Here is a 25,385-nt window from a genome sequence, read left to right as displayed (position 1 = left end):
CTTAATCACTATTCGACTCTGTGGTAATAACCATAATCCACGATCACCGCTTGCTGTAACAGTGCGCGTCGTAACATATCGAAAGCTACCGCAGTACTTAGGGCGCGTACTAGCTCCCTAGATCGTCCCGGAAACTTGAGCATTTGACTATAGGTGCCACTTTCCGTGGCCAGTGCGATAGCGACAGTACCAACTGGCTTTTGCTCTGTCCCCCCATCAGGGCCAGCAATGCCGCTAGTTGCCAAAGCATAATCACTGTTTAAAAGACCTCGCACACCTTGCGCCATCTCAGTGACTGTTGCGATTGAGACGGCCCCATGCTCATCGAGTGTGGTCGATTTGACCCCGAGCACCTTTATCTTAGACTCGTTACTGTAAGTGACTAATCCTTGATGTAAATAACCAGAACTCCCAGCAAAAGCCACAAGATTACTGGCCATCATGCCCCCAGTACAAGACTCAGCTACGCTCAAACTGCTTGCTTGCTCAAGGAGCAACTGATGCACGACCTTAGCTAATGAATCACTATTATCCGCCACCACACACTCACCGAGTTGCTGCTTTATAACAGCAACCACCTCAGGTAATTGTGCAATCGCCTCGGCCCCACGAGCAAATAATTTAATTTCGATATACGGCATAAACGAGCGATAACCTAAAGTCAGCCCTTCAGGTAAGCTTAACTCCTCAAGCTGATTGGCCAACACGGATTCACCACTACCAATAGTTAATAATTTATAAACTTCAACTTCGGCATGGACGTCGCTCTGTTGCTTAACAAATGGAATAAATTGCTCTTCAACCATACGTTTAAATTCAAATGGCACGCCCGGAGTAAAGAATAACCAAGCTCGATTGAGCTTTACCCTAAAACCACAAGCCGTGCCCACTGGGTTATCAACCATGATTGCCGACTCAGGTAGCAGCGCCTGCTTAAGGTTACTTGGCGGCATTTGACGACCATTTCGAGTGAACCACTCTTCAAGGCGAGCACGCCACTCTGCACACTCAACCAATGGTTCACCTTTAGCATTGGCCATCGCTAACGAAGATAGATCGTCACTGGTCGGCCCTAAGCCACCATTAACCAAAATAATATCAGCGTGTTGGCTTCTTTCTTGAAAGACCTGTACCAAATCATCCAATCTATCGCCAACGGTGACACGTTGTTGCATCTCTATGCCGTGATCCATCAATGCATTGGCTGCCCACGCGGCATTGGTATCTACAATCTGTCCTGAAAGCACCTCTTCACCAGTGCAAATCATCTCTATTTTCATATCTATCCCTTGAGACCACGTACTTATCTTGCCATAAGGTAGGCAACACAAGATTCAATAGCAATAGTATTTTCGACCAATAGACAGTTCCTCTAGGTAGTATCGACATTAATGCGTTGACTCTTCGGCGTCAAAAATCCCAGGGCGCAGTTATACCACTTCACACACGGTGTTGGCAGCCTTGGGCTGTATTGTGCTTTTCACGCTTCTATATGAATATAACAAGCAACATAGTTACTAGAAACAGACAAGGTAAGCCCAAATACAAAAAAGCCCGCTGCGTTAGCAACGGGCTTTATAGACTATCTTTCCTTTCGAGCTTTCGAGAACTCTTTTTGTCTTCACTTTTTTAAAGTGGCATCAAAAATGGGTCTATGATGATCTGCTTCGAGCTAGATCTCGGCGCTGACCTACATAGATGTGGAATTTTACTACCCAGCCAGTATTAAGCTTCACTTGATAAATGCAGGTGTCTCGCTCTATTCCCCATGTTCGAGTGGTCATTTCAACAGCGGTTAAACGAAAAAATCCCCAACACAAAATGCTGGGGATTTATCGACTCTCTTTCGAGAAGTATTAGGCGTCTGTTATGGTCAGCTTCGAGCTAGCTCTCCGCGTTCAGCTCCAGCATCAAGCTACGCTTGATAAGCGCAGCCGCTTCACCCTACTCTACATGGGGTTGAGCCTCACTACGTTCGGACTATTTACTTCCCCATGTTCGAGTGGTTATCTCCAGGCTAAAACGAAAAAAGCCCGTTGCATTAGCAACGGGCTTTATCGTATTAGGCGTCTGGAAATGACCTACTCTCACATGGGGAGACCCCACACTACCATCGGCGCGATTGCGTTTCACTTCTGAGTTCGGGATGGGATCAGGTGGTACCACAATGCTATGGTTTCCAGACAAATTTGGAAATTTAGAAAGCTGTTTTAAATTTGAGTACACTAAATCAAGTGTCGGTATTCTTTCGCTAAGTATTCACTTAGTTAGAAACCCTTTTGGGTTGTATGGTTAAGCCTCACGGGTCATTAGTACAAGTTAGCTCAACGCCTCACAACGCTTACACACCTTGCCTATCAACGTAGTAGTCTCCTACGGCCCTTTAGAGGACTTAAAGTCCTAGGGATGACTCATCTTAGGGCTCGCTTCCCGCTTAGATGCTTTCAGCGGTTATCGATTCCGAACGTAGCTACCGGGCAATGCCATTGGCATGACAACCCGAACACCAGCGGTTCGTCCACTCCGGTCCTCTCGTACTAGGAGCAGCTCCCTTCAATCATCCAACGCCCACGGCAGATAGGGACCGAACTGTCTCACGACGTTCTGAACCCAGCTCGCGTACCACTTTAAATGGCGAACAGCCATACCCTTGGGACCGACTTCAGCCCCAGGATGTGATGAGCCGACATCGAGGTGCCAAACACCGCCGTCGATATGAACTCTTGGGCGGTATCAGCCTGTTATCCCCGGAGTACCTTTTATCCGTTGAGCGATGGCCCTTCCATTCAGAACCACCGGATCACTATGACCTGCTTTCGCACCTGCTCGACGTGTATGTCTCGCAGTTAAGCTGGCTTATGCCATTGCACTAACCGTACGATGTCCGACCGTACTTAGCCAACCTTCGTGCTCCTCCGTTACTCTTTGGGAGGAGACCGCCCCAGTCAAACTACCCACCAGGCACTGTCCTCAACCCCGATTCAGGGGCCAGAGTTAGAACATCAACACTACAAGGGTGGTATTTCAAGGTTGACTCCACAAGAACTGGCGTTCCTGCTTCAAAGTCTCCCACCTATCCTACACATGTAGGGTCAATGTTCAGTGCCAAGCTATAGTAAAGGTTCACGGGGTCTTTCCGTCTAGCCGCGGGTATACGGCATCTTCACCGCAATTTCAACTTCACTGAGTCTCGGCTGGAGACAGCGTGGCCATCATTACGCCATTCGTGCAGGTCGGAACTTACCCGACAAGGAATTTCGCTACCTTAGGACCGTTATAGTTACGGCCGCCGTTTACCGGGGCTTCGATCATGAGCTTCTCCGAAGATAACCCAATCAATTAACCTTCCGGCACCGGGCAGGCGTCACACCGTATACTTCCTCTTGCGAGTTTGCACAGTGCTGTGTTTTTGATAAACAGTTGCAGCCACCTGGTATCTGCGACTCCCGTCAGCTTAGAGAGCAAGTCTCATCACCAACAGGAGCGTACCTTCTCCCGAAGTTACGGTACCATTTTGCCTAGTTCCTTCAGCCGAGTTCTCTCAAGCGCCTTGGTATTCTCTACCCAACCACCTGTGTCGGTTTGGGGTACGATTCCTGCTAACCTGAAGCTTAGAAGATTTTCCTGGAAGCATGGCATCAACTACTTCAGTTCCGTAGAACCTCGTCGTCAACTCTCAGTGTATGTGCACCCGGATTTGCCTAAGTGCACCACCTACAGCCTTAAACGCGGACAACCAACGCCGCGCTAGCCTAGCCTTCTCCGTCTCTCCATCGCAGTTAGCAGAAGTACAGGAATATTAACCTGTTTCCCATCGACTACGCCTTTCGGCCTCGCCTTAGGGGTCGACTCACCCTGCCCTGATTAACATTGGACAGGAACCCTTGGTCTTTCGGCGAGGGGGTTTTTCACCCCCTTTATCGTTACTCATGTCAGCATTCGCACTTCTGATACCTCCAGCGTGGGTTACCCCTTCACCTTCAACGGCTTACAGAACGCTCCTCTACCGCACTAGCGCAAGCGCTAGTACCCATAGCTTCGGTGTATTGCTTAGCCCCGTTAAATCTTCCGCGCAGGCCGACTCGACTAGTGAGCTATTACGCTTTCTTTAAATGATGGCTGCTTCTAAGCCAACATCCTAGCTGTCTAAGCCTTCCCACATCGTTTCCCACTTAGCAATAACTTTGGGACCTTAGCTGATGGTCTGGGTTGTTTCCCTTTTCACGACGGACGTTAGCACCCGCCGTGTGTCTCCCGAGTAGTACTCATTGGTATTCGGAGTTTGCAAAGGGTTGGTAAGTCGGGATGACCCCCTAGCCTTAACAGTGCTCTACCCCCAATGGTATTCGCTCGAGGCGCTACCTAAATAGCTTTCGAGGAGAACCAGATATCTCCCGGTTTGATTGGCCTTTCACCCCCAGCCACAAGTCATCACCGCATTTTTCAACATACGTGTGTTCGGTCCTCCAGTTGATGTTACTCAACCTTCAACCTGCCCATGGCTAGATCACCGGGTTTCGGGTCTACACCTTGCAACTAAACGCGCAGTTAACACTCGGTTTCCCTACGGCTCCGCTATTCGCTTAACCTCGCTACAAAATGTAAGTCGCTGACCCATTATACAAAAGGTACGCAGTCACGGTCTCAAGAACCGCTCCCACTGCTTGTACGTATACGGTTTCAGGTTCTATTTCACTCCCCTCACAGGGGTTCTTTTCGCCTTTCCCTCACGGTACTGGTTCACTATCGGTCAGTCAGGAGTATTTAGCCTTGGAGGATGGTCCCCCCATGTTCAGACAAGATGTCACGTGTCCCGTCCTACTCGTTTTCACGTAAAGTTAGTTTTCATGTACGGGGCTATCACCCTGTGCCGCTGTGCTTTCCAACACATTCCACTAACACCCTCTACGCTTAAGGGCTAATCCCCGTTCGCTCGCCGCTACTAGGGGAATCTCGGTTGATTTCTTTTCCTCCGGGTACTTAGATGTTTCAGTTCCCCGGGTTCGCCTCACAACACTATGTATTCATGTTGTGATACATGCTTATGCATGTGGGTTTCCCCATTCGGACATCGTTAGCTCAAATGCTTGTTACTAGCTCGCCAACGCTTTTCGCAAGTTACTACGTCCTTCATCGCCTCTGACTGCCAAGGCATCCACCGTATACGCTTAGTCACTTAACCATACAACCCAAATGAGTTTCACAAGGAAACAAACTTTATCAAGCGGGTAAGCTTGATGTTGTATCGCAACTAATGGTGTTTACTTTCGCCAAAAGAATACTCATGAATCATCATTACAATGATTCGGCACTTGATTTAAGTGTTTGAGAACTCAATTTTAATTTTCGCGTCAATGCTACAAACCATAACCACCTACAAAGTAAGCAATCACAGTCCCTTTCACATTAACACTATCAGCTTTCCAAATTTTTAAAGAACAAGCATCGCCGTTAAGACGTGCCACCTGCTCTAACAAGAACAAGTTATCTGTGTGAACACTCAGCAAATATTGAGTTAGTCGTATAGGTAAGGAGGTGATCCAGCCCCAGGTTCCCCTAGGGCTACCTTGTTACGACTTCACCCCAGTCATGAACCACACCGTGGTAAACGCCCTCCCCGAAAGGTTAAGCTATCTACTTCTGGTGCAGCCCACTCCCATGGTGTGACGGGCGGTGTGTACAAGGCCCGGGAACGTATTCACCGTGGCATTCTGATCCACGATTACTAGCGATTCCGACTTCATGGAGTCGAGTTGCAGACTCCAATCCGGACTACGACAAGCTTTGTGAGATTAGCTCCACCTCGCGGCTTTGCAACCCTCTGTACTTGCCATTGTAGCACGTGTGTAGCCCTACTCGTAAGGGCCATGATGACTTGACGTCGTCCCCACCTTCCTCCGGTTTATCACCGGCAGTCTCCCTAAAGTTCCCACCATTACGTGCTGGCAAATAAGGATAAGGGTTGCGCTCGTTGCGGGACTTAACCCAACATTTCACAACACGAGCTGACGACAGCCATGCAGCACCTGTCTCAGAGTTCCCGAAGGCACTAAGCTATCTCTAGCGAATTCTCTGGATGTCAAGAGTAGGTAAGGTTCTTCGCGTTGCATCGAATTAAACCACATGCTCCACCGCTTGTGCGGGCCCCCGTCAATTCATTTGAGTTTTAACCTTGCGGCCGTACTCCCCAGGCGGTCTACTTAATGCGTTAGCTTGGGAACCCAGTGTTCAAGACACCAAATTCCGAGTAGACATCGTTTACGGCGTGGACTACCAGGGTATCTAATCCTGTTTGCTCCCCACGCTTTCGTACCTGAGCGTCAGTCTTTGTCCAGGGGGCCGCCTTCGCCACCGGTATTCCTTCAGATCTCTACGCATTTCACCGCTACACCTGAAATTCTACCCCCCTCTACAAGACTCTAGTCTGCCAGTTCGAAATGCAATTCCCAGGTTGAGCCCGGGGCTTTCACATCTCGCTTAACAAACCGCCTGCGTACGCTTTACGCCCAGTAATTCCGATTAACGCTTGGACCCCTCGTATTACCGCGGCTGCTGGCACGAAGTTAGCCGGTCCTTCTTCTGCGAGTAACGTCACACCTAAACGCTATTAACGTTTAAGCTTTCCTCCTCGCTGAAAGTGCTTTACAACCCGAAGGCCTTCTTCACACACGCGGCATGGCTGCATCAGGCTTGCGCCCATTGTGCAATATTCCCCACTGCTGCCTCCCGTAGGAGTCTGGGCCGTGTCTCAGTCCCAGTGTGGCTGATCATCCTCTCAGAACAGCTAGGGATCGTCGCCTTGGTGAGCCATTACCTCACCAACTAGCTAATCCCACCTAGGTACATCCAATCGCAGAAGGCCCGAAGGTCCCCTCTTTTCCCCCGTAGGGCGTATGCGGTATTAGCAGTCGTTTCCAACTGTTATCCCCCTCGACTGGGCAGTTCCCTAGGCATTACTCACCCGTCCGCCGCTCGTCAGCAAAGAAAGCAAGCTTTCTTCCTGTTACCGCTCGACTTGCATGTGTTAGGCCTGCCGCCAGCGTTCAATCTGAGCCATGATCAAACTCTTCAATTAAAGTTTTGTTGAATCTTGCGATTCGGCTCAATGAATTCTGATTCCGTTTAAAAGACTCGGAAGAATCTTAAAAACGTTTGTACATATTGCTATGAACACTCATCGTTACATTGATTTAATTCTTTGATTGCCAACCCGAAAGTTAGGCAATTTCGATTAACTCAACACCTGTGAGTATCCACACAGATTTCTTGTTTCATCTTGTTAAAGAGCGTTGCTAGCATGAGAGAATCAATCTTTCATTTAGCCGCCGTTGACGCTAGGTCGCTGGCTTAGGGATGCGTATTCTACACGTCCCGCTGTTGGCGTCAAGTGCTTATTTTAAGAAGTTTTCCAAGCGATGTTTTCTTAAACAGAAGTCATCAATCGAAGCCCTTAAAAGCGCTTATCACCTGAGTTAATCTCCGAAGAGTTCAACTCGCCTCTCTTTGTTAAAAGAGAGGCTGACTTAGCTGCAAGTCCCGTACTACCTAAGCTTTCGATTCGGGAAGTGGCCTGCTGTGCCGTGTCAGTGGATGCGCATTATAGGCAGTTCTCGGATGGGCGCAAGGGCTTTTTTCACTAAAAAAGCAATTAGTTTTTATACCTCACTTAAGCACATAGACCACACTGGTTATGCACAGACTTACCCACAAAACAACAACCTAACGCATAAACCAATCAAACTTATCACTGCTTCACGAGGTAACAAAGTGCTAGTAGGATAGCCATAGCCTGACAACATCCTCCTACATCATTGCATATTGTATCTGGCAATAATTTAGCTTCATTAAAATACTTACGCTCATACTCTAACGATGATAGCCAATTACTAGATAGATAGTATCCTTTGGAGTTATAAAACATCTTAATATAATTAAAAACATTCATCTTCGCGGCTTCTCTTGTCGCATAGAGTTTCCGCTTGATCCGATCTTGTTTTAGCAATTGAAGGAAACTCTCCACCACCGCGTTATCATGGCAATTTGCCTCGACGGCTCATGCTTCCTTGCAAACCATGAGCACTCAAAAACGCGTTCCAAGCATGGCAGGTGTAATGACTTCCTTGATCTGAGTGCACTAACACTTTACCTTCAGATTTACATCGCCACACGCCATTAATAGCGCATCTAATGCAAGCTCTTTAGTTATTCGGCTGCCCATTGGCCAACCAATAATGCGGCGAGAAAACAAATCCATCACCGCTCCAAGATAGAGCCAAGCTTCATGTGTTTTGATATAGGTGATATCCGTTACCCAAGCTTTGTTGGGTAACGGATTAAATCGCAGCTCTAAACGATTTGGTATCACCACGTGTTTCTCACCACCACGAACTCTAGACTTACGATATCCAACTGTACTCGCAGTTATGCTCGCTGCATCACGTTGTCGCTTCACTTTAGCCTGACTTAGGTCAACGCAATACCCGCCAGAATAATGAAGCTCAAACAACTGACACCGTTGCCGTAGAGAGTGGTAGTGGTGACGCTCTTGAATAAAGGCGTACCTTACTCTGGGTGACTTGCAAAGTACGCCGCTGTAGATTCAACCTGTCAATGCAACACTCTTTTCAATTATCTGTAGTAGGGTTTTAAAGTTTAATATTTTTCTAGGACGGCTATTTAGTTGTTCTGCTACCTCATCGTATCGGTTCTGAGAATATTGAGCTAAATATGTCTTTTTAGCGAAGTATTATCGGATTAAAGTTCACTACCTTGCCATCAGCCATTTTCTCGAAAACAAATCCAGAGCAGGGATCGTAAGGTACCTCAGGGTAGCTAGGGGAAGTGTTAATAAGTAGGTCAGCCTCTACTTGAAGAACGGAATTGATAGTTTAAACGATAAGCCTAATCCTGTTCGGCCATCTAGATTAACGCCACAACAACTAGAAATGGTCGCTGGTCTTGTAAAGGGAATAAGTGCTTCTACTTCCCCAGAACTTAATCTTGTCGAGCAAGTATGGCAATGGATGAGACAAAATGAGCTAGCCAACCGTTGTTTGATGAATAGGACGATATAGTGAATCAATGTACTAACGCATGGAATCGTTTTAGGAGCGAGAGAAGCCGCACAAAAGAATATGTGATAGAGATTGGATTAATCTGGTCAGTCCAAGCTTAGGTGAAATTTGTCCATAAGACCCGGGGCAGTCCAAGTATAACTAAAAGCTGTATAGGAAATCAGTGGCGATTCACATATCAGAAGCCGTGATGCAGAAACGAAAAAAGCCTCAGCATTTCTGCTGAGGCTTTCGTCTTAAGTTGGCGGAGCGGACGGGACTCGAACCCGCGACCCCCGGCGTGACAGGCCGGTATTCTAACCAACTGAACTACCGCTCCTTTAGACCGAAGTCTAAATTCTTTTATCGTCGCTAACGTGTCATGGCTAGGAGACGTGCTCTATTGAGCTTATTAGGCGCCTGGAAATGACCTACTCTCACATGGGGAGACCCCACACTACCATCGGCGCGATTGCGTTTCACTTCTGAGTTCGGGATGGGATCAGGTGGTACCACAATGCTATGGTTTCCAGACAAATTCGGAAATTTGAAAAGCTGCTCTCAATTCTGTATTTCAAGAAGCAAGAGATATTAAATTTGAGTCACACTAAATCAAGTGTCTGTATTCTTTCGCTAAGTATTCACTTAGTTAGAAACCCTTTTGGGTTGTATGGTTAAGCCTCACGGGTCATTAGTACAAGTTAGCTCAACGCCTCACAACGCTTACACACCTTGCCTATCAACGTAGTAGTCTCCTACGGCCCTTTAGAGGACTTAAAGTCCTAGGGATGACTCATCTTAGGGCTCGCTTCCCGCTTAGATGCTTTCAGCGGTTATCGATTCCGAACGTAGCTACCGGGCAATGCCATTGGCATGACAACCCGAACACCAGCGGTTCGTCCACTCCGGTCCTCTCGTACTAGGAGCAGCTCCCTTCAATCATCCAACGCCCACGGCAGATAGGGACCGAACTGTCTCACGACGTTCTGAACCCAGCTCGCGTACCACTTTAAATGGCGAACAGCCATACCCTTGGGACCGACTTCAGCCCCAGGATGTGATGAGCCGACATCGAGGTGCCAAACACCGCCGTCGATATGAACTCTTGGGCGGTATCAGCCTGTTATCCCCGGAGTACCTTTTATCCGTTGAGCGATGGCCCTTCCATTCAGAACCACCGGATCACTATGACCTGCTTTCGCACCTGCTCGACGTGTATGTCTCGCAGTTAAGCTGGCTTATGCCATTGCACTAACCGTACGATGTCCGACCGTACTTAGCCAACCTTCGTGCTCCTCCGTTACTCTTTGGGAGGAGACCGCCCCAGTCAAACTACCCACCAGGCACTGTCCTCAACCCCGATTCAGGGGCCAGAGTTAGAACATCAACACTACAAGGGTGGTATTTCAAGGTTGACTCCACAAGAACTGGCGTTCCTGCTTCAAAGTCTCCCACCTATCCTACACATGTAGGGTCAATGTTCAGTGCCAAGCTATAGTAAAGGTTCACGGGGTCTTTCCGTCTAGCCGCGGGTATACGGCATCTTCACCGCAATTTCAACTTCACTGAGTCTCGGCTGGAGACAGCGTGGCCATCATTACGCCATTCGTGCAGGTCGGAACTTACCCGACAAGGAATTTCGCTACCTTAGGACCGTTATAGTTACGGCCGCCGTTTACCGGGGCTTCGATCATGAGCTTCTCCGAAGATAACCCAATCAATTAACCTTCCGGCACCGGGCAGGCGTCACACCGTATACTTCCTCTTGCGAGTTTGCACAGTGCTGTGTTTTTGATAAACAGTTGCAGCCACCTGGTATCTGCGACTCCCGTCAGCTTAGAGAGCAAGTCTCATCACCAACAGGAGCGTACCTTCTCCCGAAGTTACGGTACCATTTTGCCTAGTTCCTTCAGCCGAGTTCTCTCAAGCGCCTTGGTATTCTCTACCCAACCACCTGTGTCGGTTTGGGGTACGATTCCTGCTAACCTGAAGCTTAGAAGATTTTCCTGGAAGCATGGCATCAACTACTTCAGTTCCGTAGAACCTCGTCGTCAACTCTCAGTGTATGTGCACCCGGATTTGCCTAAGTGCACCACCTACAGCCTTAAACGCGGACAACCAACGCCGCGCTAGCCTAGCCTTCTCCGTCTCTCCATCGCAGTTAGCAGAAGTACAGGAATATTAACCTGTTTCCCATCGACTACGCCTTTCGGCCTCGCCTTAGGGGTCGACTCACCCTGCCCTGATTAACATTGGACAGGAACCCTTGGTCTTTCGGCGAGGGGGTTTTTCACCCCCTTTATCGTTACTCATGTCAGCATTCGCACTTCTGATACCTCCAGCGTGGGTTACCCCTTCACCTTCAACGGCTTACAGAACGCTCCTCTACCGCACTAGCGCAAGCGCTAGTACCCATAGCTTCGGTGTATTGCTTAGCCCCGTTAAATCTTCCGCGCAGGCCGACTCGACTAGTGAGCTATTACGCTTTCTTTAAATGATGGCTGCTTCTAAGCCAACATCCTAGCTGTCTAAGCCTTCCCACATCGTTTCCCACTTAGCAATAACTTTGGGACCTTAGCTGATGGTCTGGGTTGTTTCCCTTTTCACGACGGACGTTAGCACCCGCCGTGTGTCTCCCGAGTAGTACTCATTGGTATTCGGAGTTTGCAAAGGGTTGGTAAGTCGGGATGACCCCCTAGCCTTAACAGTGCTCTACCCCCAATGGTATTCGCTCGAGGCGCTACCTAAATAGCTTTCGAGGAGAACCAGATATCTCCCGGTTTGATTGGCCTTTCACCCCCAGCCACAAGTCATCACCGCATTTTTCAACATACGTGTGTTCGGTCCTCCAGTTGATGTTACTCAACCTTCAACCTGCCCATGGCTAGATCACCGGGTTTCGGGTCTACACCTTGCAACTAAACGCGCAGTTAACACTCGGTTTCCCTACGGCTCCGCTATTCGCTTAACCTCGCTACAAAATGTAAGTCGCTGACCCATTATACAAAAGGTACGCAGTCACGGTCTCAAGAACCGCTCCCACTGCTTGTACGTATACGGTTTCAGGTTCTATTTCACTCCCCTCACAGGGGTTCTTTTCGCCTTTCCCTCACGGTACTGGTTCACTATCGGTCAGTCAGGAGTATTTAGCCTTGGAGGATGGTCCCCCCATGTTCAGACAAGATGTCACGTGTCCCGTCCTACTCGTTTTCACGTAAAGTTAGTTTTCATGTACGGGGCTATCACCCTGTGCCGCTGTGCTTTCCAACACATTCCACTAACACCCTCTACGCTTAAGGGCTAATCCCCGTTCGCTCGCCGCTACTAGGGGAATCTCGGTTGATTTCTTTTCCTCCGGGTACTTAGATGTTTCAGTTCCCCGGGTTCGCCTCACAACACTATGTATTCATGTTGTGATACATGCTTATGCATGTGGGTTTCCCCATTCGGACATCGTTAGCTCAAATGCTTGTTACTAGCTCGCCAACGCTTTTCGCAAGTTACTACGTCCTTCATCGCCTCTGACTGCCAAGGCATCCACCGTATACGCTTAGTCACTTAACCATACAACCCAAATGAGTTTCACAAGGAAACAAACTTTATCAAGCGGGTAAGCTTGATGTTGTATCGCAACTAATGGTGTTTACTTTCGCCAAAAGAATACTCATGAATCATCATTACAATGATTCGGCACTTGATTTAAGTGTTTGAGAACTCAATTTTAATTTTCGCGTCAATGCTACAAATAATCACGTACAAGTACGTCACTATCCCTTTCACATTAACACTATCAGCTTTCCAAATTTTTAAAGAACAAGCATCGCCGTTAAGACGTGCCACCTGCTCTAACAAGAACAAGTTATCTGTGTGAACACTCAACAAACATTAAGTTAGTCGTATAGGTAAGGAGGTGATCCAGCCCCAGGTTCCCCTAGGGCTACCTTGTTACGACTTCACCCCAGTCATGAACCACACCGTGGTAAACGCCCTCCCCGAAAGGTTAAGCTATCTACTTCTGGTGCAGCCCACTCCCATGGTGTGACGGGCGGTGTGTACAAGGCCCGGGAACGTATTCACCGTGGCATTCTGATCCACGATTACTAGCGATTCCGACTTCATGGAGTCGAGTTGCAGACTCCAATCCGGACTACGACAAGCTTTGTGAGATTAGCTCCACCTCGCGGCTTTGCAACCCTCTGTACTTGCCATTGTAGCACGTGTGTAGCCCTACTCGTAAGGGCCATGATGACTTGACGTCGTCCCCACCTTCCTCCGGTTTATCACCGGCAGTCTCCCTAAAGTTCCCACCATTACGTGCTGGCAAATAAGGATAAGGGTTGCGCTCGTTGCGGGACTTAACCCAACATTTCACAACACGAGCTGACGACAGCCATGCAGCACCTGTCTCAGAGTTCCCGAAGGCACTAAGCTATCTCTAGCGAATTCTCTGGATGTCAAGAGTAGGTAAGGTTCTTCGCGTTGCATCGAATTAAACCACATGCTCCACCGCTTGTGCGGGCCCCCGTCAATTCATTTGAGTTTTAACCTTGCGGCCGTACTCCCCAGGCGGTCTACTTAATGCGTTAGCTTGGGAGCCCAGTGCTCAAGGCACCAAACTCCGAGTAGACATCGTTTACGGCGTGGACTACCAGGGTATCTAATCCTGTTTGCTCCCCACGCTTTCGTACCTGAGCGTCAGTCTTTGTCCAGGGGGCCGCCTTCGCCACCGGTATTCCTTCAGATCTCTACGCATTTCACCGCTACACCTGAAATTCTACCCCCCTCTACAAGACTCTAGTCTGCCAGTTCGAAATGCAATTCCCAGGTTGAGCCCGGGGCTTTCACATCTCGCTTAACAAACCGCCTGCGTACGCTTTACGCCCAGTAATTCCGATTAACGCTTGGACCCCTCGTATTACCGCGGCTGCTGGCACGAAGTTAGCCGGTCCTTCTTCTGCGAGTAACGTCACACCTAAACGCTATTAACGCTTAAGCTTTCCTCCTCGCTGAAAGTGCTTTACAACCCGAAGGCCTTCTTCACACACGCGGCATGGCTGCATCAGGCTTGCGCCCATTGTGCAATATTCCCCACTGCTGCCTCCCGTAGGAGTCTGGGCCGTGTCTCAGTCCCAGTGTGGCTGATCATCCTCTCAGAACAGCTAGGGATCGTCGCCTTGGTGAGCCATTACCTCACCAACTAGCTAATCCCACCTAGGTACATCCAATCGCAGAAGGCCCGAAGGTCCCCTCTTTTCCCCCGTAGGGCGTATGCGGTATTAGCAGTCGTTTCCAACTGTTATCCCCCTCGACTGGGCAGTTCCCTAGGCATTACTCACCCGTCCGCCGCTCGTCAGCAAAGAAAGCAAGCTTTCTCCCTGTTACCGCTCGACTTGCATGTGTTAGGCCTGCCGCCAGCGTTCAATCTGAGCCATGATCAAACTCTTCAATTAAAGTTTTGTTGAATCTTGCGATTCGGCTCAATGAATTCTGATTCCGTTTAAAAGACTCGGAAGAATCTTAAAAACGTTTGTACATATTGCTATGAACACTCATCGTTACATTGATTTAATTCTTTGATTGCCAACCCGAAGGTTAGGCAATTTCGATTAACTCAACACCTGTGAGTGTCCACACAGATTTCTTGTTTCATCTTGTTAAAGAGCGTTGCTAGCATGAGAGAATCAATCTTTCATTTAGCCGCCGTTGACGCTAGGTCGTTGGCTTAGGGATGCGTATTTTACACGTCCCGTTGTTGGCGTCAAGTGCTTATTTTAAGAAGCTTTCCAAGCGATGATTTCTTAAACAGAAGCCATCAGTCGAAGCCCTTAAAAGTGCTTAAAAGTGCTTAAAAGTGCTTAAAAGTGCTTAAAAGTGCTTATCACCTGAGTTAATCTCCGAAGAGTTCAACTCGCTAACACCGCTGCAAGTCCCGTACTACCTAGGTAGTTGGCCTGCTGTGCCGTGTCAGTGGATGCGCATTATAGGCAGTTCTCGGATGGGCGCAAGGGATTTTTACAATAAAAAAGATCGCTTGCCGATCTTTTCGACAAATGCGATCTTCCCTGTTTAGATTTGCATCAAATTAGCTGTTTTAAGACTATTTAATGCTCTCTTGTTCGATAAAGCCATTAATCAATTCAACCGCTTTAGCATCATCCCAGTCGACAAAGGTTCTGACAAACGCAATCAGCTCACCTTCACCATTGAGTATAAAGGTGGCGGGTATTGTATCTAAGGGGAACACTTCACTTAATGCCTGCTGAGGATCATAGTAGGTTTTGAATCCTTCCATATCCAGTGACTTTAAAAAAGGCTCAACCTTAGCCGTACCATCTATATCGATAGAGATCGGCAGTACCTTAAATTTACTTTGATCGAACTTAGCCTTAAAACGATCGAGTGCTGGTAGCTCACGTACACATGGCGGGCACCATGTTGCCCACATGTTTACCATGATCACTTGCCCACGATATTGGCTAAAATCGATAGCCTTACCATTTCGATCTGAAAAAGCGACCACATCGATAGGGTAGGACTTAGGCAACACGTTGATACGATCGACACTCGATTCGATTTGTCCTTGTGTTTGTTGCTGCATCCCTGGGTAAGCTTGTACATTTGCGGTAAACAATGATGCCATTGATAACAAGGCTACAAGCACAGCAGCAAAGGACTTAGTCATTTTGATGCTCGCTTAAGTAGTTTATCTAATTCCGCTTGCTCTTCGGCACTGATCTCTTGCTCTACAGCTCCTGAAATACGTTGTTTACGAACAAAGATAAAACCAATTAACAAACCAATCAGTAATAAGCCTATAGGGCCAAGCCATAAAACATAGGTCTTGGCCTCCATTTTGGGCTTATATAACACAAACTCACCGTAGCGACTGGTCATGAAGTTAATGATCTCTTCATCTGCCTTACCGGCATCGACCATTTGATACACTTCTAGGCGTAAGTCTTGTGCAACTGGCGAATTAGAGTCAATTAGGTTTTGGTTTTGACACTGTGGGCAGCGCAGTGAATGCGCCAACTCAAGTGCACGCTTTTGATTATCAACCGATTTAAACTCATAGGTGTCGACTGGTGTCGCCAGCGCAGAGCTTAATACACTTATTGATAGCAATAACGCAGTAATTAAAGCGATAAAGGTTTTCATTAAGAAGCCCCCTCTGCTCTAGCTTGAGCTTGTAGCTCTTGGATCATTGGATACAATGTTTCATTCCACACTCGCATGTCGATCGGGCCGGCATAGCGGTAGCGAATGATACCGTTGTGATCGACTAGATAACTTTCTGGCGCACCGTAGACCCCCAGATCTAAACCTAAACGACCATCATGGTCGAAAATGTTCTTGGTGTAGGGGTCTCCTTCACGGCTAAGTTCGCGGATCGCTAAAGGGCGTTCATCACGATAGTTAATACCATAGATAGGCAAGATGTTTTGTCTTGCTAACCGCATTAGATGCGGATGCTCATACTTACAAGATGGGCACCATGTTGCCCACACATTGAGTAATGACACCTGACCTTTTAAGCTCTCATTGGTAATTATTTCGTTCGCATTCTCTAGACGTTCTAGTTGGAAAGCCGGAATTGGCTTTCCTTCAAGAGCGGAATCGAGCTGCTGGGGATTAAGGAATAGCCCTTTGTAAAGAAATACCCCCATCACCAAAAATAATACCAACGGAATAAATAGTACTAACCTGTTTTTCATACTTGCCCCAATTCAAGTTATGCCGTTGCTAAATCTTCTTTAGCTTTTTCTTTGGTTGTTTCGCTTACTTTGACTTTACGATAACGCTTATCTGAAGCCGCAAAGACACCACCCACCATCATGAAAATACTACCAAACCATAACCAACGTACAAATGGCTTATAGTTCAGACGTACTGCAAATTCAGTACGGCTAATTGGATCTCCCATAGTGATATATAAATCACGGAACAGCCCCCAATCAATACCCGCCTCAGTCATATCCATAGTACGGACATTATATTGACGACGATCAGGCTTAAGCAGGGTGATAAACTCGCCATCCTTACTCACCTCAACCTGGCCCTGCTGTGCGGTATAGTTAGGCCCCACGACATTTTTGGTTTCAATATAGTGGAAACTGTAACCAGCCAACTCTTGGGTGATGCCAGGTCCCATACGCACGCTCTTTTCAATAGAGTAGTTCGAGACCATAGTCGCGCCGATAACAGAAACGGCAATACCTAGGTGAGCAATCACCATACCTAGCTGGCTGCGTCCCATACGCGCAAGGCTAACGCCATCTTTACCATTAACAATGTCGTAGGCAGCTCGTAGTGTTGCCAGTACCACCCAAGTCGCAATACCTATACCTAGAGTGACCCAGATATTAAATTTACCATCGACTAAGAAAGGCGCCGCAATACCAACAATGGCCGCAACGATTGCCGGTACAACTAATTTACGTCTAAGCTCGCCGGCTTTAGCGCGTTTCCAACGAATACTGGGACCAATCCCCATAAACACAAACAGCACAAGTACTATGGGTACAAACACCGCGTTGAAATATGGTGGGCCTACAGAGATCTTACCCATGTTTAGTGCATCAATAAGCAGCGGGTATAAGGTACCAAGCAATACAGTACCACAAGCCACTGTTAGCAGAATATTACACACCAGTAGCATGGTTTCTTTTGACATTAACTCAAAACGTGCAGGGCTCTTCATATCGCTAGCACGGAAAGCGAATAGGGTTAACGAACCACCGATAGCTAAACCAAGTAGCAGCAGAATAAACATACCGCGACCAGGATCGGCTGCAAATGAGTGAACGGATGTCAATACACCTGAACGTACAATAAAGGTACCTAACAGGCTTAATGAAAATGCGAAGATTGAAAGCAATACAGTCCAGTTACGGAATGTGGCACGCTTCTCGGTCACAATAACCGAATGCAACAATGCAGTACCAATCAACCAAGGCATGAATGAGGCGTTCTCGACCGGGTCCCAGAACCACCAACCGCCCCAGCCAAGTTCATAATATGCCCACCATGAACCTAATGAGATGCCGCCGGTAAGAAAAATCCATGCGGCCAATGTCCAAGGACGACTCCAGCGTGCCCATGCCGAATCAAGGCGTCCACCCATTAATGCCGCAATCGCAAATGCAAAGCTTACAGAAAAACCGACATAACCGAGATACAGCATAGGTGGATGGAAGATTAATCCAACATCTTGCAACATAGGGTTAAGGTCGCGTCCTTCCATTGGGATAGGAAACAAACGCTCAAAAGGACTCGATGTCAATAACATGAACAAACTAAAGCCAATCACGATCATAGCTAAGATCGCTAACACTCTAGCAGTGAACACCTCTTCTAGCCCTTTACTGAAAAGCGCTACCGCGGCGGTCCATACGGATAAAGCAAATACCCAGAACAGCAACGAGCCTTCATGTCCGCCCCATACGGCGGCAATTTTGAAGAAAATCGGTAATTGAGAATTGGAGTGATGCGCTACATAAGCAACTGAGAAGTCATCGACGGCAAAACTATAGCCCAACACGATAACAGAGAGAAAAATAAAGAAGAACATGCCATAGCTTAATGGCCAAGCATATCGTACAAGGTATTGATCTTTACGGGCAACACCGATTAAAGGCACGCTGGCTAATAGAAAGGCAAAAGCCAAACCTATTATCAACGAAAAGTGTCCTAATTCAGGGATCATGGGGTTTCCTCAGTCCTATATAGTCATCAGTTAAGCCAGCGCTTTACTGATTCACGAGAGTTTGCGATTCACACTACTCAAGGTACAAATTTTGAGTCATTTTAGTATTTGCTATTGTATCTGTCTGCTTCTTTCGGCCAATAATGGGTGACCTGTCTCATTCTTACTCTATCAATAGTCACAGCTAACTATGTTAAAAACTGACAGATTTTAATCTCTGACCCTTGTTTGAAACTTAAGTTTCAAACAATTTTTTAAAATAGAATCGAACTGTGAACCAGTGCAAAAGTATCGCTTTTTAAAGTCATTTAATGGCTTATATTACTGTTCAATGAATAATCTTTCCGTATAATCTGACCCTTAATCCTGCGGTGTACCCGCTCTCCTGCAACTAATGTGAAAATGAAATAATGACCACTCTCTGGATTTTTATTGCGCTTTTTGTATTAGTCAGCCTCGCGCTGATTTGGTTTCCTCACTTCCGTCAGCGAAAAATGCTGCAGGCGGCAGAGACTGGCGTTCGTAACGAAACGAACCTCGATCTCTTTAATAATCGACTCGCTACTCTAGAAAAAGAACTCCAAGATGAGCTACTCGATCAAGATGAATTTAATGCCCTGAAGAAAGAACTTGAAATCAGCTTGCTGCAAGATATGAAGCAAGGTGAAGATGAATCTTTAGTCAATCAAGCCAAACCTAAAGGTCTATTATGGCCAGTCCTGATGTCGGTCGCAGTATTAGGCATCTCTGGTTATATGTATAGCAACTTAGGGGCATACGCTAATCTAGATCGCGCCGAACCTGCAAACCCTCATGCAGGAATGGATGCAAGCCAAATTATGGCTCAACGTATCAACATGATGGAAGCCCAATTAAAAGCAGAGCCAGACAATAGCCAGTTACTCTTTAGTTTAGGGCATACTTATATTAGTGCCAACCGTTATAATGATGCTGTTAAGGCATTTGATAAGGCAATGGAGCTTGTCGGTACCCACGCTGAATTGCTGGGGCCAAAAGCAACCGCCATGTACTATCAGGCTGATCAACGCATGACACCGGAAGTTCAAGTACTTATCGATCAAGCATTAACATTAGATCCTCAAGATCCTTCCACCCTATTACTCGTGGCAATGGATGCCTTCTTTAGTGCTAATTACAATAAGTCGATTGAAGCATGGCAAACCATTCTCGACAGTGATCGCAGTGATGTTGACCGCGGTGCCATTATTAACGCCATCGAAAGCGCCAAGATGAGAATGCAAGCTGAGACAGGCGAAATGCCAAACGATGCAACGCATCAGCAGGCAGGCATTGGCAAAACCATTAACGTCAATGTATCAATTTCTCCAGAGCTTCAAGCACAAGTCGGCAGTAGCGATATGTTGTTCATCTTCGCTCGTAATATTGAAGGCCCTAAAGTTCCGCTAGCGGCAACAAAAATATCAGCAAAGTCATTACCGATGACAATCACCTTAGATGACAGTACTGGTATGGGCGGAGACTTAAAGTTAAGTGACGTGAGCAATGTTGAAATCATTGCAGTACTGTCAAAACATGGTTCGGTTAAAGCGCAACCAGGTGATATACAAGGCCACTTACAAACCGTTGCCGTGGGATCGACAGCGACTCTGGTCCTGGATACTCAGGTGCAATAGCCCTGCAAAGATACTGACCACAGTTAACACATAGAAAGCCGACCCCATTAGGTCGGCTTTTTTGTGACTAAAACTCATCAAACTTAGACAGATGATTAATTTTTGGCACAAAAAAACCGGCTCTACGCCGGTTTTTTCATTAACGAACAAATTACTTAGACATGAACTCAATAGCGTTCTTGTAATCTTCGTCAGTACAATCTGTACACATACCACCTGGTGGCATTGCGTTTAGACCGGTTTTCACGCTACCCACTAAGGCGTCAATACCTTTAGCTAAGCGAGGTTCCCATGCAGCTGCATCGTGAGCTTTTGGTGCTCCAGCTACACCCATGCTGTGGCATACTTGGCATGCCTTGTTATAAATAGCTTCACCTTCTTGTGCAAATACGTTTGCTGACAAGGTCAATGCAGCCACTGCTGACAATGCTAACAGTTTTTTCATGTTCAGTGTTCCTAATGCAAATATTAACAAAGCTCAATGCCACCCTGACAGTACGTTGGGTAGACTTAATTTTTAGCGCCTCTAGGATACATCAAACTTCAATAAATCTCATCTTTTTGTGACTAACGTCAGAAATTCAAGTGTCACCCCACCCTATTAAGCAAACATAACTGCTACATTAGAAAAAGTTGAAAAAGTTCAATGCTAGGTGTTAAAAGGTTTCACTTTTTGGAAGCATATCAAATTGCTGACACTAAAAAGTAACCATTACTAAACCCTATTAGGGGAGTATGTTAATATCGCTTTAGATGACATATGGCTTGAGATAGAGGGTTCAGTGGTAAAAGAAAAAATAGCAACAACACTGGTATCAGCCGATAACTTAACGTGCATTAGAGAAGAGCGGATCTTATTTGATGAACTAAGTTTTCACATCCAAGCTGGCGAAATAGTTCAGATTGAAGGGCCTAATGGTGCCGGCAAAACGAGCCTATTACGAATACTCGCTGGCTTGTCCCGCCCCTACGCCGGAGAAACCCGTTATAAAGGCGAAGACATTAACCGCTGTCGTGACGAATACAATGATGACCTATTATACCTTGGTCATTTAGCAGGCGTAAAAAGTGAATTAACCGCAGAAGAAAACCTTAACTTTAATTTAAGAATCAGTGGGTATGATGATTTCAGTACCAATGACATCTTAGCTCAAGTCAATTTGTCTGGGTTTGAAGAAGCACTGGCTGGACATCTTTCAGCTGGGCAACATAGAAGAACAGCATTAGCCAGACTGTGGCATACCAATTGTAAGGTATGGCTGCTTGATGAACCATTTACTGCCATTGATAAGAAAGGCGTTGAAGAGTTGGAACACCTATTTTTACGTCATGCCCAAAACGGGGGGTGCGTCATTATGACGACCCATCAAGATATGAGTATTATAGGTGATGATATTCTGCGAAAAATTCGCCTCGATTATCGCTTTGTATAAGGTCCAGTAAATGAACAAAGGCATTAGTTTTACTCAAGCATTTTATACCCTGCTTAAGCGTGATCTGCAGATAGCCATCAGACACAAGGGAGATATTTTTAATCCACTGTTATTTTTTATCCTAGTGGTAACGCTATTTCCTCTCGGCATAGGGCCTGAACCACAAGTATTGTCGCGTGTAGCACCTGGTATCATCTGGGTTGCAGCATTGCTCGCATCAATGCTGTCGTTGGAGCGCCTTTTTAAAGCTGACTTTGTCGACGGTAGTCTTGAGCAGATGTTATTAAGTCCACAGCCACTGTCACTAATGGTATTAGCCAAAGTATTAGCCCATTGGATATTAACCGGCGTCCCCTTAATTTTAGTTGCGCCATTACTAGCCGTGTTATTACATCTTGAAGAGAATAGCTATGGCGCCCTGATGGCAACCCTAGCTCTCGGCACCCCCGTACTGAGCTTACTGGGCGCTATCGGGGTAGCATTAACTGTAGGATTACGTAAAGGCGGTGTATTACTCAGCTTATTGATTCTACCGTTATACATTCCGGTATTGATTTTCGCGACCAGCGCTATCGATGCCGCAGGATTAAACCTACCCTATAGTGGCCATCTCGCGATTATCGGCGCGATGTTGGTCGGTTCGTTAATTTTAGCACCTTTTGCAATAGGCGCTTCACTAAGAGTGAGTACTAACTAATATGTGGAAATGGCTACATTCATACGCAGATCCTCAACGTGCATATAATCTCTCGGGTACACTGCTGCCTTGGTTTGCCACGTTGGCAATAGCCTTTATTGGTGTAGGTTCGATTTGGGGACTTCTTTTTGCACCAGTTGATTACCAGCAAGGTGACAGTTATCGCATTATCTTTATCCATGTACCTGCAGCATCGATGTCGATGTCTGCCTATATGGCCATGGCAACATCAGCCTTTATCGGTTTGGTATGGCAAATCAAATCAGCTGATTGGGCCGCCGCGGCCATTGCTCCTATTGGTGCCGTCGTTACCTTTATCGCATTGATCACGGGAGCAGCTTGGGGCAAGCCTATGTGGGGAACGTGGTGGGTATGGGATGCAAGATTGACATCAGAGCTAGTGCTTCTGTTCCTCTATTTAGGTGTGATCTCTTTATATGCCTCTTTCGAAGATAAAGTACTTGCAGCAAGGGCTGCGGGTATCTTAGCAATCGTTGGCGTGATTAATATCCCAATCATCAAGTACTCGGTTGAATGGTGGAACTCACTACATCAACCAGCAACAATTAAGATTACCGAGAAGTCTTCAATGGCGCCTGAGATGCTTTATCCATTACTGATAAATATCTTAGGATTTGGTTTAATGATTGGTGCAATCACTTTAGTTCGTTTTAGGGCTGAAATCTTAGCCAGAAATGGGATGCGTCCATGGGTACGGGAACTCGCTAAGGCTGAAGGAGTCAAATAATGCAATTCGATTCATTAACAGATTTTTTTAATATGGGTGGCTATGCTTTTTATGTGTGGCTATCTTATGGAATAACGGTCTTCTCGTTAGCAACCTTGATTTTTTTCAGTGTACGTCAAAAACGTAAGATCCTCATTGAAATATCAAAGAAGATGCAGCGTGAGGAACGCCTCAAAGCAAACCGGAGTACTCAATAGTGAACGCCAGACGTAAGAAGAGACTTGCACTTGCAACTGCTTTAATCGGTGGAGTTGCCGCCATAGCATCGCTGTTACTATATGCGTTGAATTCGAACCTAAACCTATTTTATACCCCTACTGAAATTGTACAGGGTAAAAAAGATACCGGAGTGAAACCAGAAGTAGGTCAACGTATTCGCGTTGGTGGCATGGTTACCGTCGGCTCGATGATACGTGATCCTGATAGCCTACACGTAGAATTTGCAGTACATGATTCGCTCGGTGGTGAGGTTATCGTAACCTACGACGATCTTCTACCCGATCTGTTTCGTGAAGGCCAAGGTATCGTTGCTCAAGGTGTATTAGTTGACAGCGGTAAACTCGAAGCAACCGAAGTGTTAGCTAAGCATGATGAGAACTACATGCCGCCCGAAGTCGCCGAAGCAATGGGGCAGACACACGAAAAACTTGAATATGGTAGCGAGCAAAAATCCAGTTACTAATTAATGATATTTAAAGGCCTCATTTGAGGCCTTTTTTATTGCCTATTTTTTAACATCAAAGCAGTAACTATAAAGGCTATTTCCATAAGGATATAATACATGCGTATGGTGTTGGCTCTACTACTCATAGTAAGCCGGCCACTCAACGCTGCTAACATCATGCTCATCCACCGTTATCATAGGAGTAACCTTTGGACAAGCAATTACAGCATGGGTATTAAGAGCGACTAAACAAAAATGACCATATAACTGACTTCTATCTAGATGCTAAACGTACTCCCCCCGCAACCTATTCAGCACAATCAGACAAAGCCTGGAAGCTCTATCTATCGACCAAGCCTGACTTGGTAGTGCTTGCCGACGATATTGCAATTTCATTGCTTAGCAAGCGACTGAGTGAAACCAGAACACCTTTGGTATTTCTTGGGTTAAATGCTAACCCAAGAGAATACCAACTCCACGGTTATAAAAACTTTACTGGAGTATTAGAGCATCCATTATTCAAGCGTTCCTTATTGTTTGTTGATTTGCTACTCCCCGATAAAAAAGAGAAAAAATTACTCATCTTATCGGATACCAGCCCAACCTCAATAGCAGCCTTGGATCCCATCAACCACAATAAACAAACGATTATGATTGGCAATATTCAGTTAGATTCAGCCTTCGTTACCAACGAGATTCATTGAAAACAGACTGTCAGTAACGCCAAGAATGATGGCTATGATGCACTGTTCATCGCCCTCTATCACACCTTGACCAATAATTTGGCCAAAATAGCAACGCAGACAAAATACTAGCTTGGACAGCTGCTCATTCGCCTATTCCACATTTTGGGTTTTGGGAATTTAGTGTCAATAAATATGCCAATATCGGTGGTTACATACTTAATGGAAATGAACATGAAAAACTTGCAAGGAGACTCATTACACAAATACTCTTAGGAACCAGCCCAAGTGATCTTCCTTATGTCAGCGATCGCCAAGGTCAATTTATATTTAGTCGTTCGGGAATGAAGAAATGGCATTTATCTTTGCCAGAAAACCTTAAAAAGGAAGCTCGCTGGGTTGATTAACCGGCTAATACGGATATAGCTTGAATTCATACCGATACTGCCACGCATGAATATCGACTTGAAGCTTGCACCACTTAACTCTTATTTATCTGGCATTAGTATTACTGCAACCAAGTCATCACAGTCCCCCCTCCCTAGCCTAATAGTTATTCAACACTATCTTCAGGTTGGTATTATCACGGGATTGAAATCATATAACTGTGAAGTCATTGACTAGTAAAAATAAAACCAATATTGATAAATAACAAGGCTAACCCGCCTAATGACTGGAAAACGAAAGCGGATATCTAGGATCGTATAAATTTTTGACATAAAAAAAGCCGGGCTAATGCCCGGCTT

The 25,385-nt window shown here is 46.3% G+C and carries 13 protein-coding genes, 1 tRNA gene, 6 rRNA genes and 3 pseudogenes; 8 read left to right on the top strand and 15 right to left on the bottom strand.

Annotation, left to right across the window (positions count from 1 at the left end; translation table 11 throughout):
• Window positions 1-8: 8 nt before the first annotated feature.
• From AC5YBZ_RS00950 to AC5YBZ_RS00925, 6 genes and pseudogenes are all read right to left on the bottom strand, one after another.
• Window positions 9-1,280, bottom strand: coding sequence for a CinA family nicotinamide mononucleotide deamidase-related protein (locus AC5YBZ_RS00950; RefSeq protein WP_494520341.1), 1,272 nt, complete (start codon window positions 1,278-1,280; stop codon window positions 9-11).
• A 788-nt stretch (window positions 1,281-2,068) separates the two neighbouring features.
• Window positions 2,069-2,184, bottom strand: a 5S ribosomal RNA gene (rrf, locus tag AC5YBZ_RS00945).
• Window positions 2,185-2,288: 104 nt separating this feature from the next.
• A 23S ribosomal RNA gene (locus AC5YBZ_RS00940) occupies window positions 2,289-5,182 on the bottom strand.
• Window positions 5,183-5,528: 346 nt separating this feature from the next.
• Window positions 5,529-7,075: ribosomal RNA gene (locus tag AC5YBZ_RS00935) — 16S ribosomal RNA — on the bottom strand.
• The 16S, 23S and 5S rRNA genes sit together here, the layout of an rRNA operon.
• A gap of 759 nt (window positions 7,076-7,834) precedes the next feature.
• Window positions 7,835-8,590 (bottom strand): annotated as a pseudogene (locus AC5YBZ_RS00930) (IS3 family transposase); the annotation flags it as partial.
• Between the two features lie 9 nt (window positions 8,591-8,599).
• Window positions 8,600-8,746, bottom strand: a pseudogene (locus AC5YBZ_RS00925) (IS30 family transposase); the annotation flags it as partial.
• A 238-nt stretch (window positions 8,747-8,984) separates the two neighbouring features.
• Here AC5YBZ_RS00925 and AC5YBZ_RS00920 point away from each other — a divergent pair.
• A pseudogene (locus tag AC5YBZ_RS00920) lies at window positions 8,985-9,192 on the top strand (hypothetical protein); the annotation flags it as partial.
• Between the two features lie 124 nt (window positions 9,193-9,316).
• Here AC5YBZ_RS00920 and AC5YBZ_RS00915 read toward each other — a convergent pair.
• From AC5YBZ_RS00915 to AC5YBZ_RS00880, 8 genes are all read right to left on the bottom strand, one after another.
• A tRNA-Asp gene (locus tag AC5YBZ_RS00915) sits at window positions 9,317-9,393 on the bottom strand.
• 78 nt (window positions 9,394-9,471) lie between these two features.
• Window positions 9,472-9,587 (bottom strand): 5S ribosomal RNA (gene rrf, locus AC5YBZ_RS00910).
• A gap of 136 nt (window positions 9,588-9,723) precedes the next feature.
• Window positions 9,724-12,617: ribosomal RNA gene (locus tag AC5YBZ_RS00905) — 23S ribosomal RNA — on the bottom strand.
• A 339-nt stretch (window positions 12,618-12,956) separates the two neighbouring features.
• Window positions 12,957-14,503: ribosomal RNA gene (locus tag AC5YBZ_RS00900) — 16S ribosomal RNA — on the bottom strand.
• Between the two features lie 647 nt (window positions 14,504-15,150).
• On the bottom strand, window positions 15,151-15,735 hold the full coding sequence (locus AC5YBZ_RS00895) for a TlpA disulfide reductase family protein (RefSeq protein WP_494520342.1): 585 nt from the start codon (window positions 15,733-15,735) through the stop codon (window positions 15,151-15,153).
• The gene (gene nrfF, locus AC5YBZ_RS00890; RefSeq protein ID WP_494520343.1) at window positions 15,732-16,211 is read right to left on the bottom strand and encodes a heme lyase NrfEFG subunit NrfF; all 480 of its coding nucleotides are present in this window, start codon (window positions 16,209-16,211) and stop codon (window positions 15,732-15,734) included. The genes AC5YBZ_RS00895 and nrfF overlap by 4 nt, the downstream gene beginning before the upstream one ends.
• Window positions 16,211-16,768 carry a DsbE family thiol:disulfide interchange protein gene (locus AC5YBZ_RS00885; RefSeq protein WP_475515518.1) on the bottom strand — a complete coding sequence of 186 codons (558 nt, stop codon included), beginning with the start codon at window positions 16,766-16,768 and terminating at the stop codon, window positions 16,211-16,213. Before AC5YBZ_RS00885 ends, nrfF begins: the two co-directional genes overlap by 1 nt.
• 17 nt (window positions 16,769-16,785) lie before the next feature.
• The gene (locus AC5YBZ_RS00880; RefSeq protein ID WP_475515517.1) at window positions 16,786-18,759 is read right to left on the bottom strand and encodes a heme lyase CcmF/NrfE family subunit; all 1,974 of its coding nucleotides are present in this window, start codon (window positions 18,757-18,759) and stop codon (window positions 16,786-16,788) included.
• Window positions 18,760-19,169: 410 nt separating this feature from the next.
• Between AC5YBZ_RS00880 and ccmI the strand changes: the two genes are divergently transcribed.
• A complete protein-coding gene (gene ccmI / locus AC5YBZ_RS00875; protein WP_475515516.1) occupies window positions 19,170-20,414 on the top strand; it encodes a c-type cytochrome biogenesis protein CcmI in 1,245 nt (414 codons plus the stop codon).
• A 151-nt stretch (window positions 20,415-20,565) separates the two neighbouring features.
• Here the strand turns inward: ccmI and AC5YBZ_RS00870 are convergent, their stop codons facing one another.
• Window positions 20,566-20,859 (bottom strand): c-type cytochrome, encoded by a 294-nt coding sequence (locus tag AC5YBZ_RS00870; protein WP_475515515.1) that lies wholly within the window; start codon window positions 20,857-20,859, stop codon window positions 20,566-20,568.
• A gap of 337 nt (window positions 20,860-21,196) precedes the next feature.
• Here AC5YBZ_RS00870 and ccmA point away from each other — a divergent pair, with 337 nt between their 5' ends.
• From ccmA to AC5YBZ_RS00840, 6 genes are all read left to right on the top strand, one after another.
• Window positions 21,197-21,847: a cytochrome c biogenesis heme-transporting ATPase CcmA gene (gene ccmA, locus AC5YBZ_RS00865; RefSeq protein ID WP_494520344.1), complete on the top strand. Its 651-nt coding sequence runs from the start codon at window positions 21,197-21,199 to the stop codon at window positions 21,845-21,847.
• Between the two features lie 10 nt (window positions 21,848-21,857).
• A complete protein-coding gene (gene ccmB / locus AC5YBZ_RS00860; protein ID WP_494520345.1) occupies window positions 21,858-22,544 on the top strand; it encodes a heme exporter protein CcmB in 687 nt (228 codons plus the stop codon).
• A gap of 1 nt (window position 22,545) precedes the next feature.
• Window positions 22,546-23,292, top strand: coding sequence for a heme ABC transporter permease (locus AC5YBZ_RS00855; RefSeq protein ID WP_475515513.1), 747 nt, complete (start codon window positions 22,546-22,548; stop codon window positions 23,290-23,292).
• Complete coding sequence (ccmD, locus tag AC5YBZ_RS00850; RefSeq protein ID WP_494520346.1) at window positions 23,292-23,489, top strand: heme exporter protein CcmD; 198 nt, start codon at window positions 23,292-23,294, stop codon at window positions 23,487-23,489. Before AC5YBZ_RS00855 ends, ccmD begins: the two co-directional genes overlap by 1 nt.
• Window positions 23,489-23,974: a cytochrome c maturation protein CcmE gene (gene ccmE, locus AC5YBZ_RS00845; RefSeq protein WP_494520347.1), complete on the top strand. Its 486-nt coding sequence runs from the start codon at window positions 23,489-23,491 to the stop codon at window positions 23,972-23,974. The genes ccmD and ccmE overlap by 1 nt, the downstream gene beginning before the upstream one ends.
• A gap of 350 nt (window positions 23,975-24,324) precedes the next feature.
• On the top strand, window positions 24,325-24,660 hold the full coding sequence (locus tag AC5YBZ_RS00840) for a hypothetical protein (RefSeq protein ID WP_494520348.1): 336 nt from the start codon (window positions 24,325-24,327) through the stop codon (window positions 24,658-24,660).
• The last annotated feature ends 725 nt before the right edge of the window (window positions 24,661-25,385 follow it).

The organism is Shewanella sp. 553 (assembly GCF_059338375.1).
The sequence above is the reverse complement of the archived record's forward strand: the minus strand, read 5'-3'. Positions and strand labels throughout refer to the sequence as shown.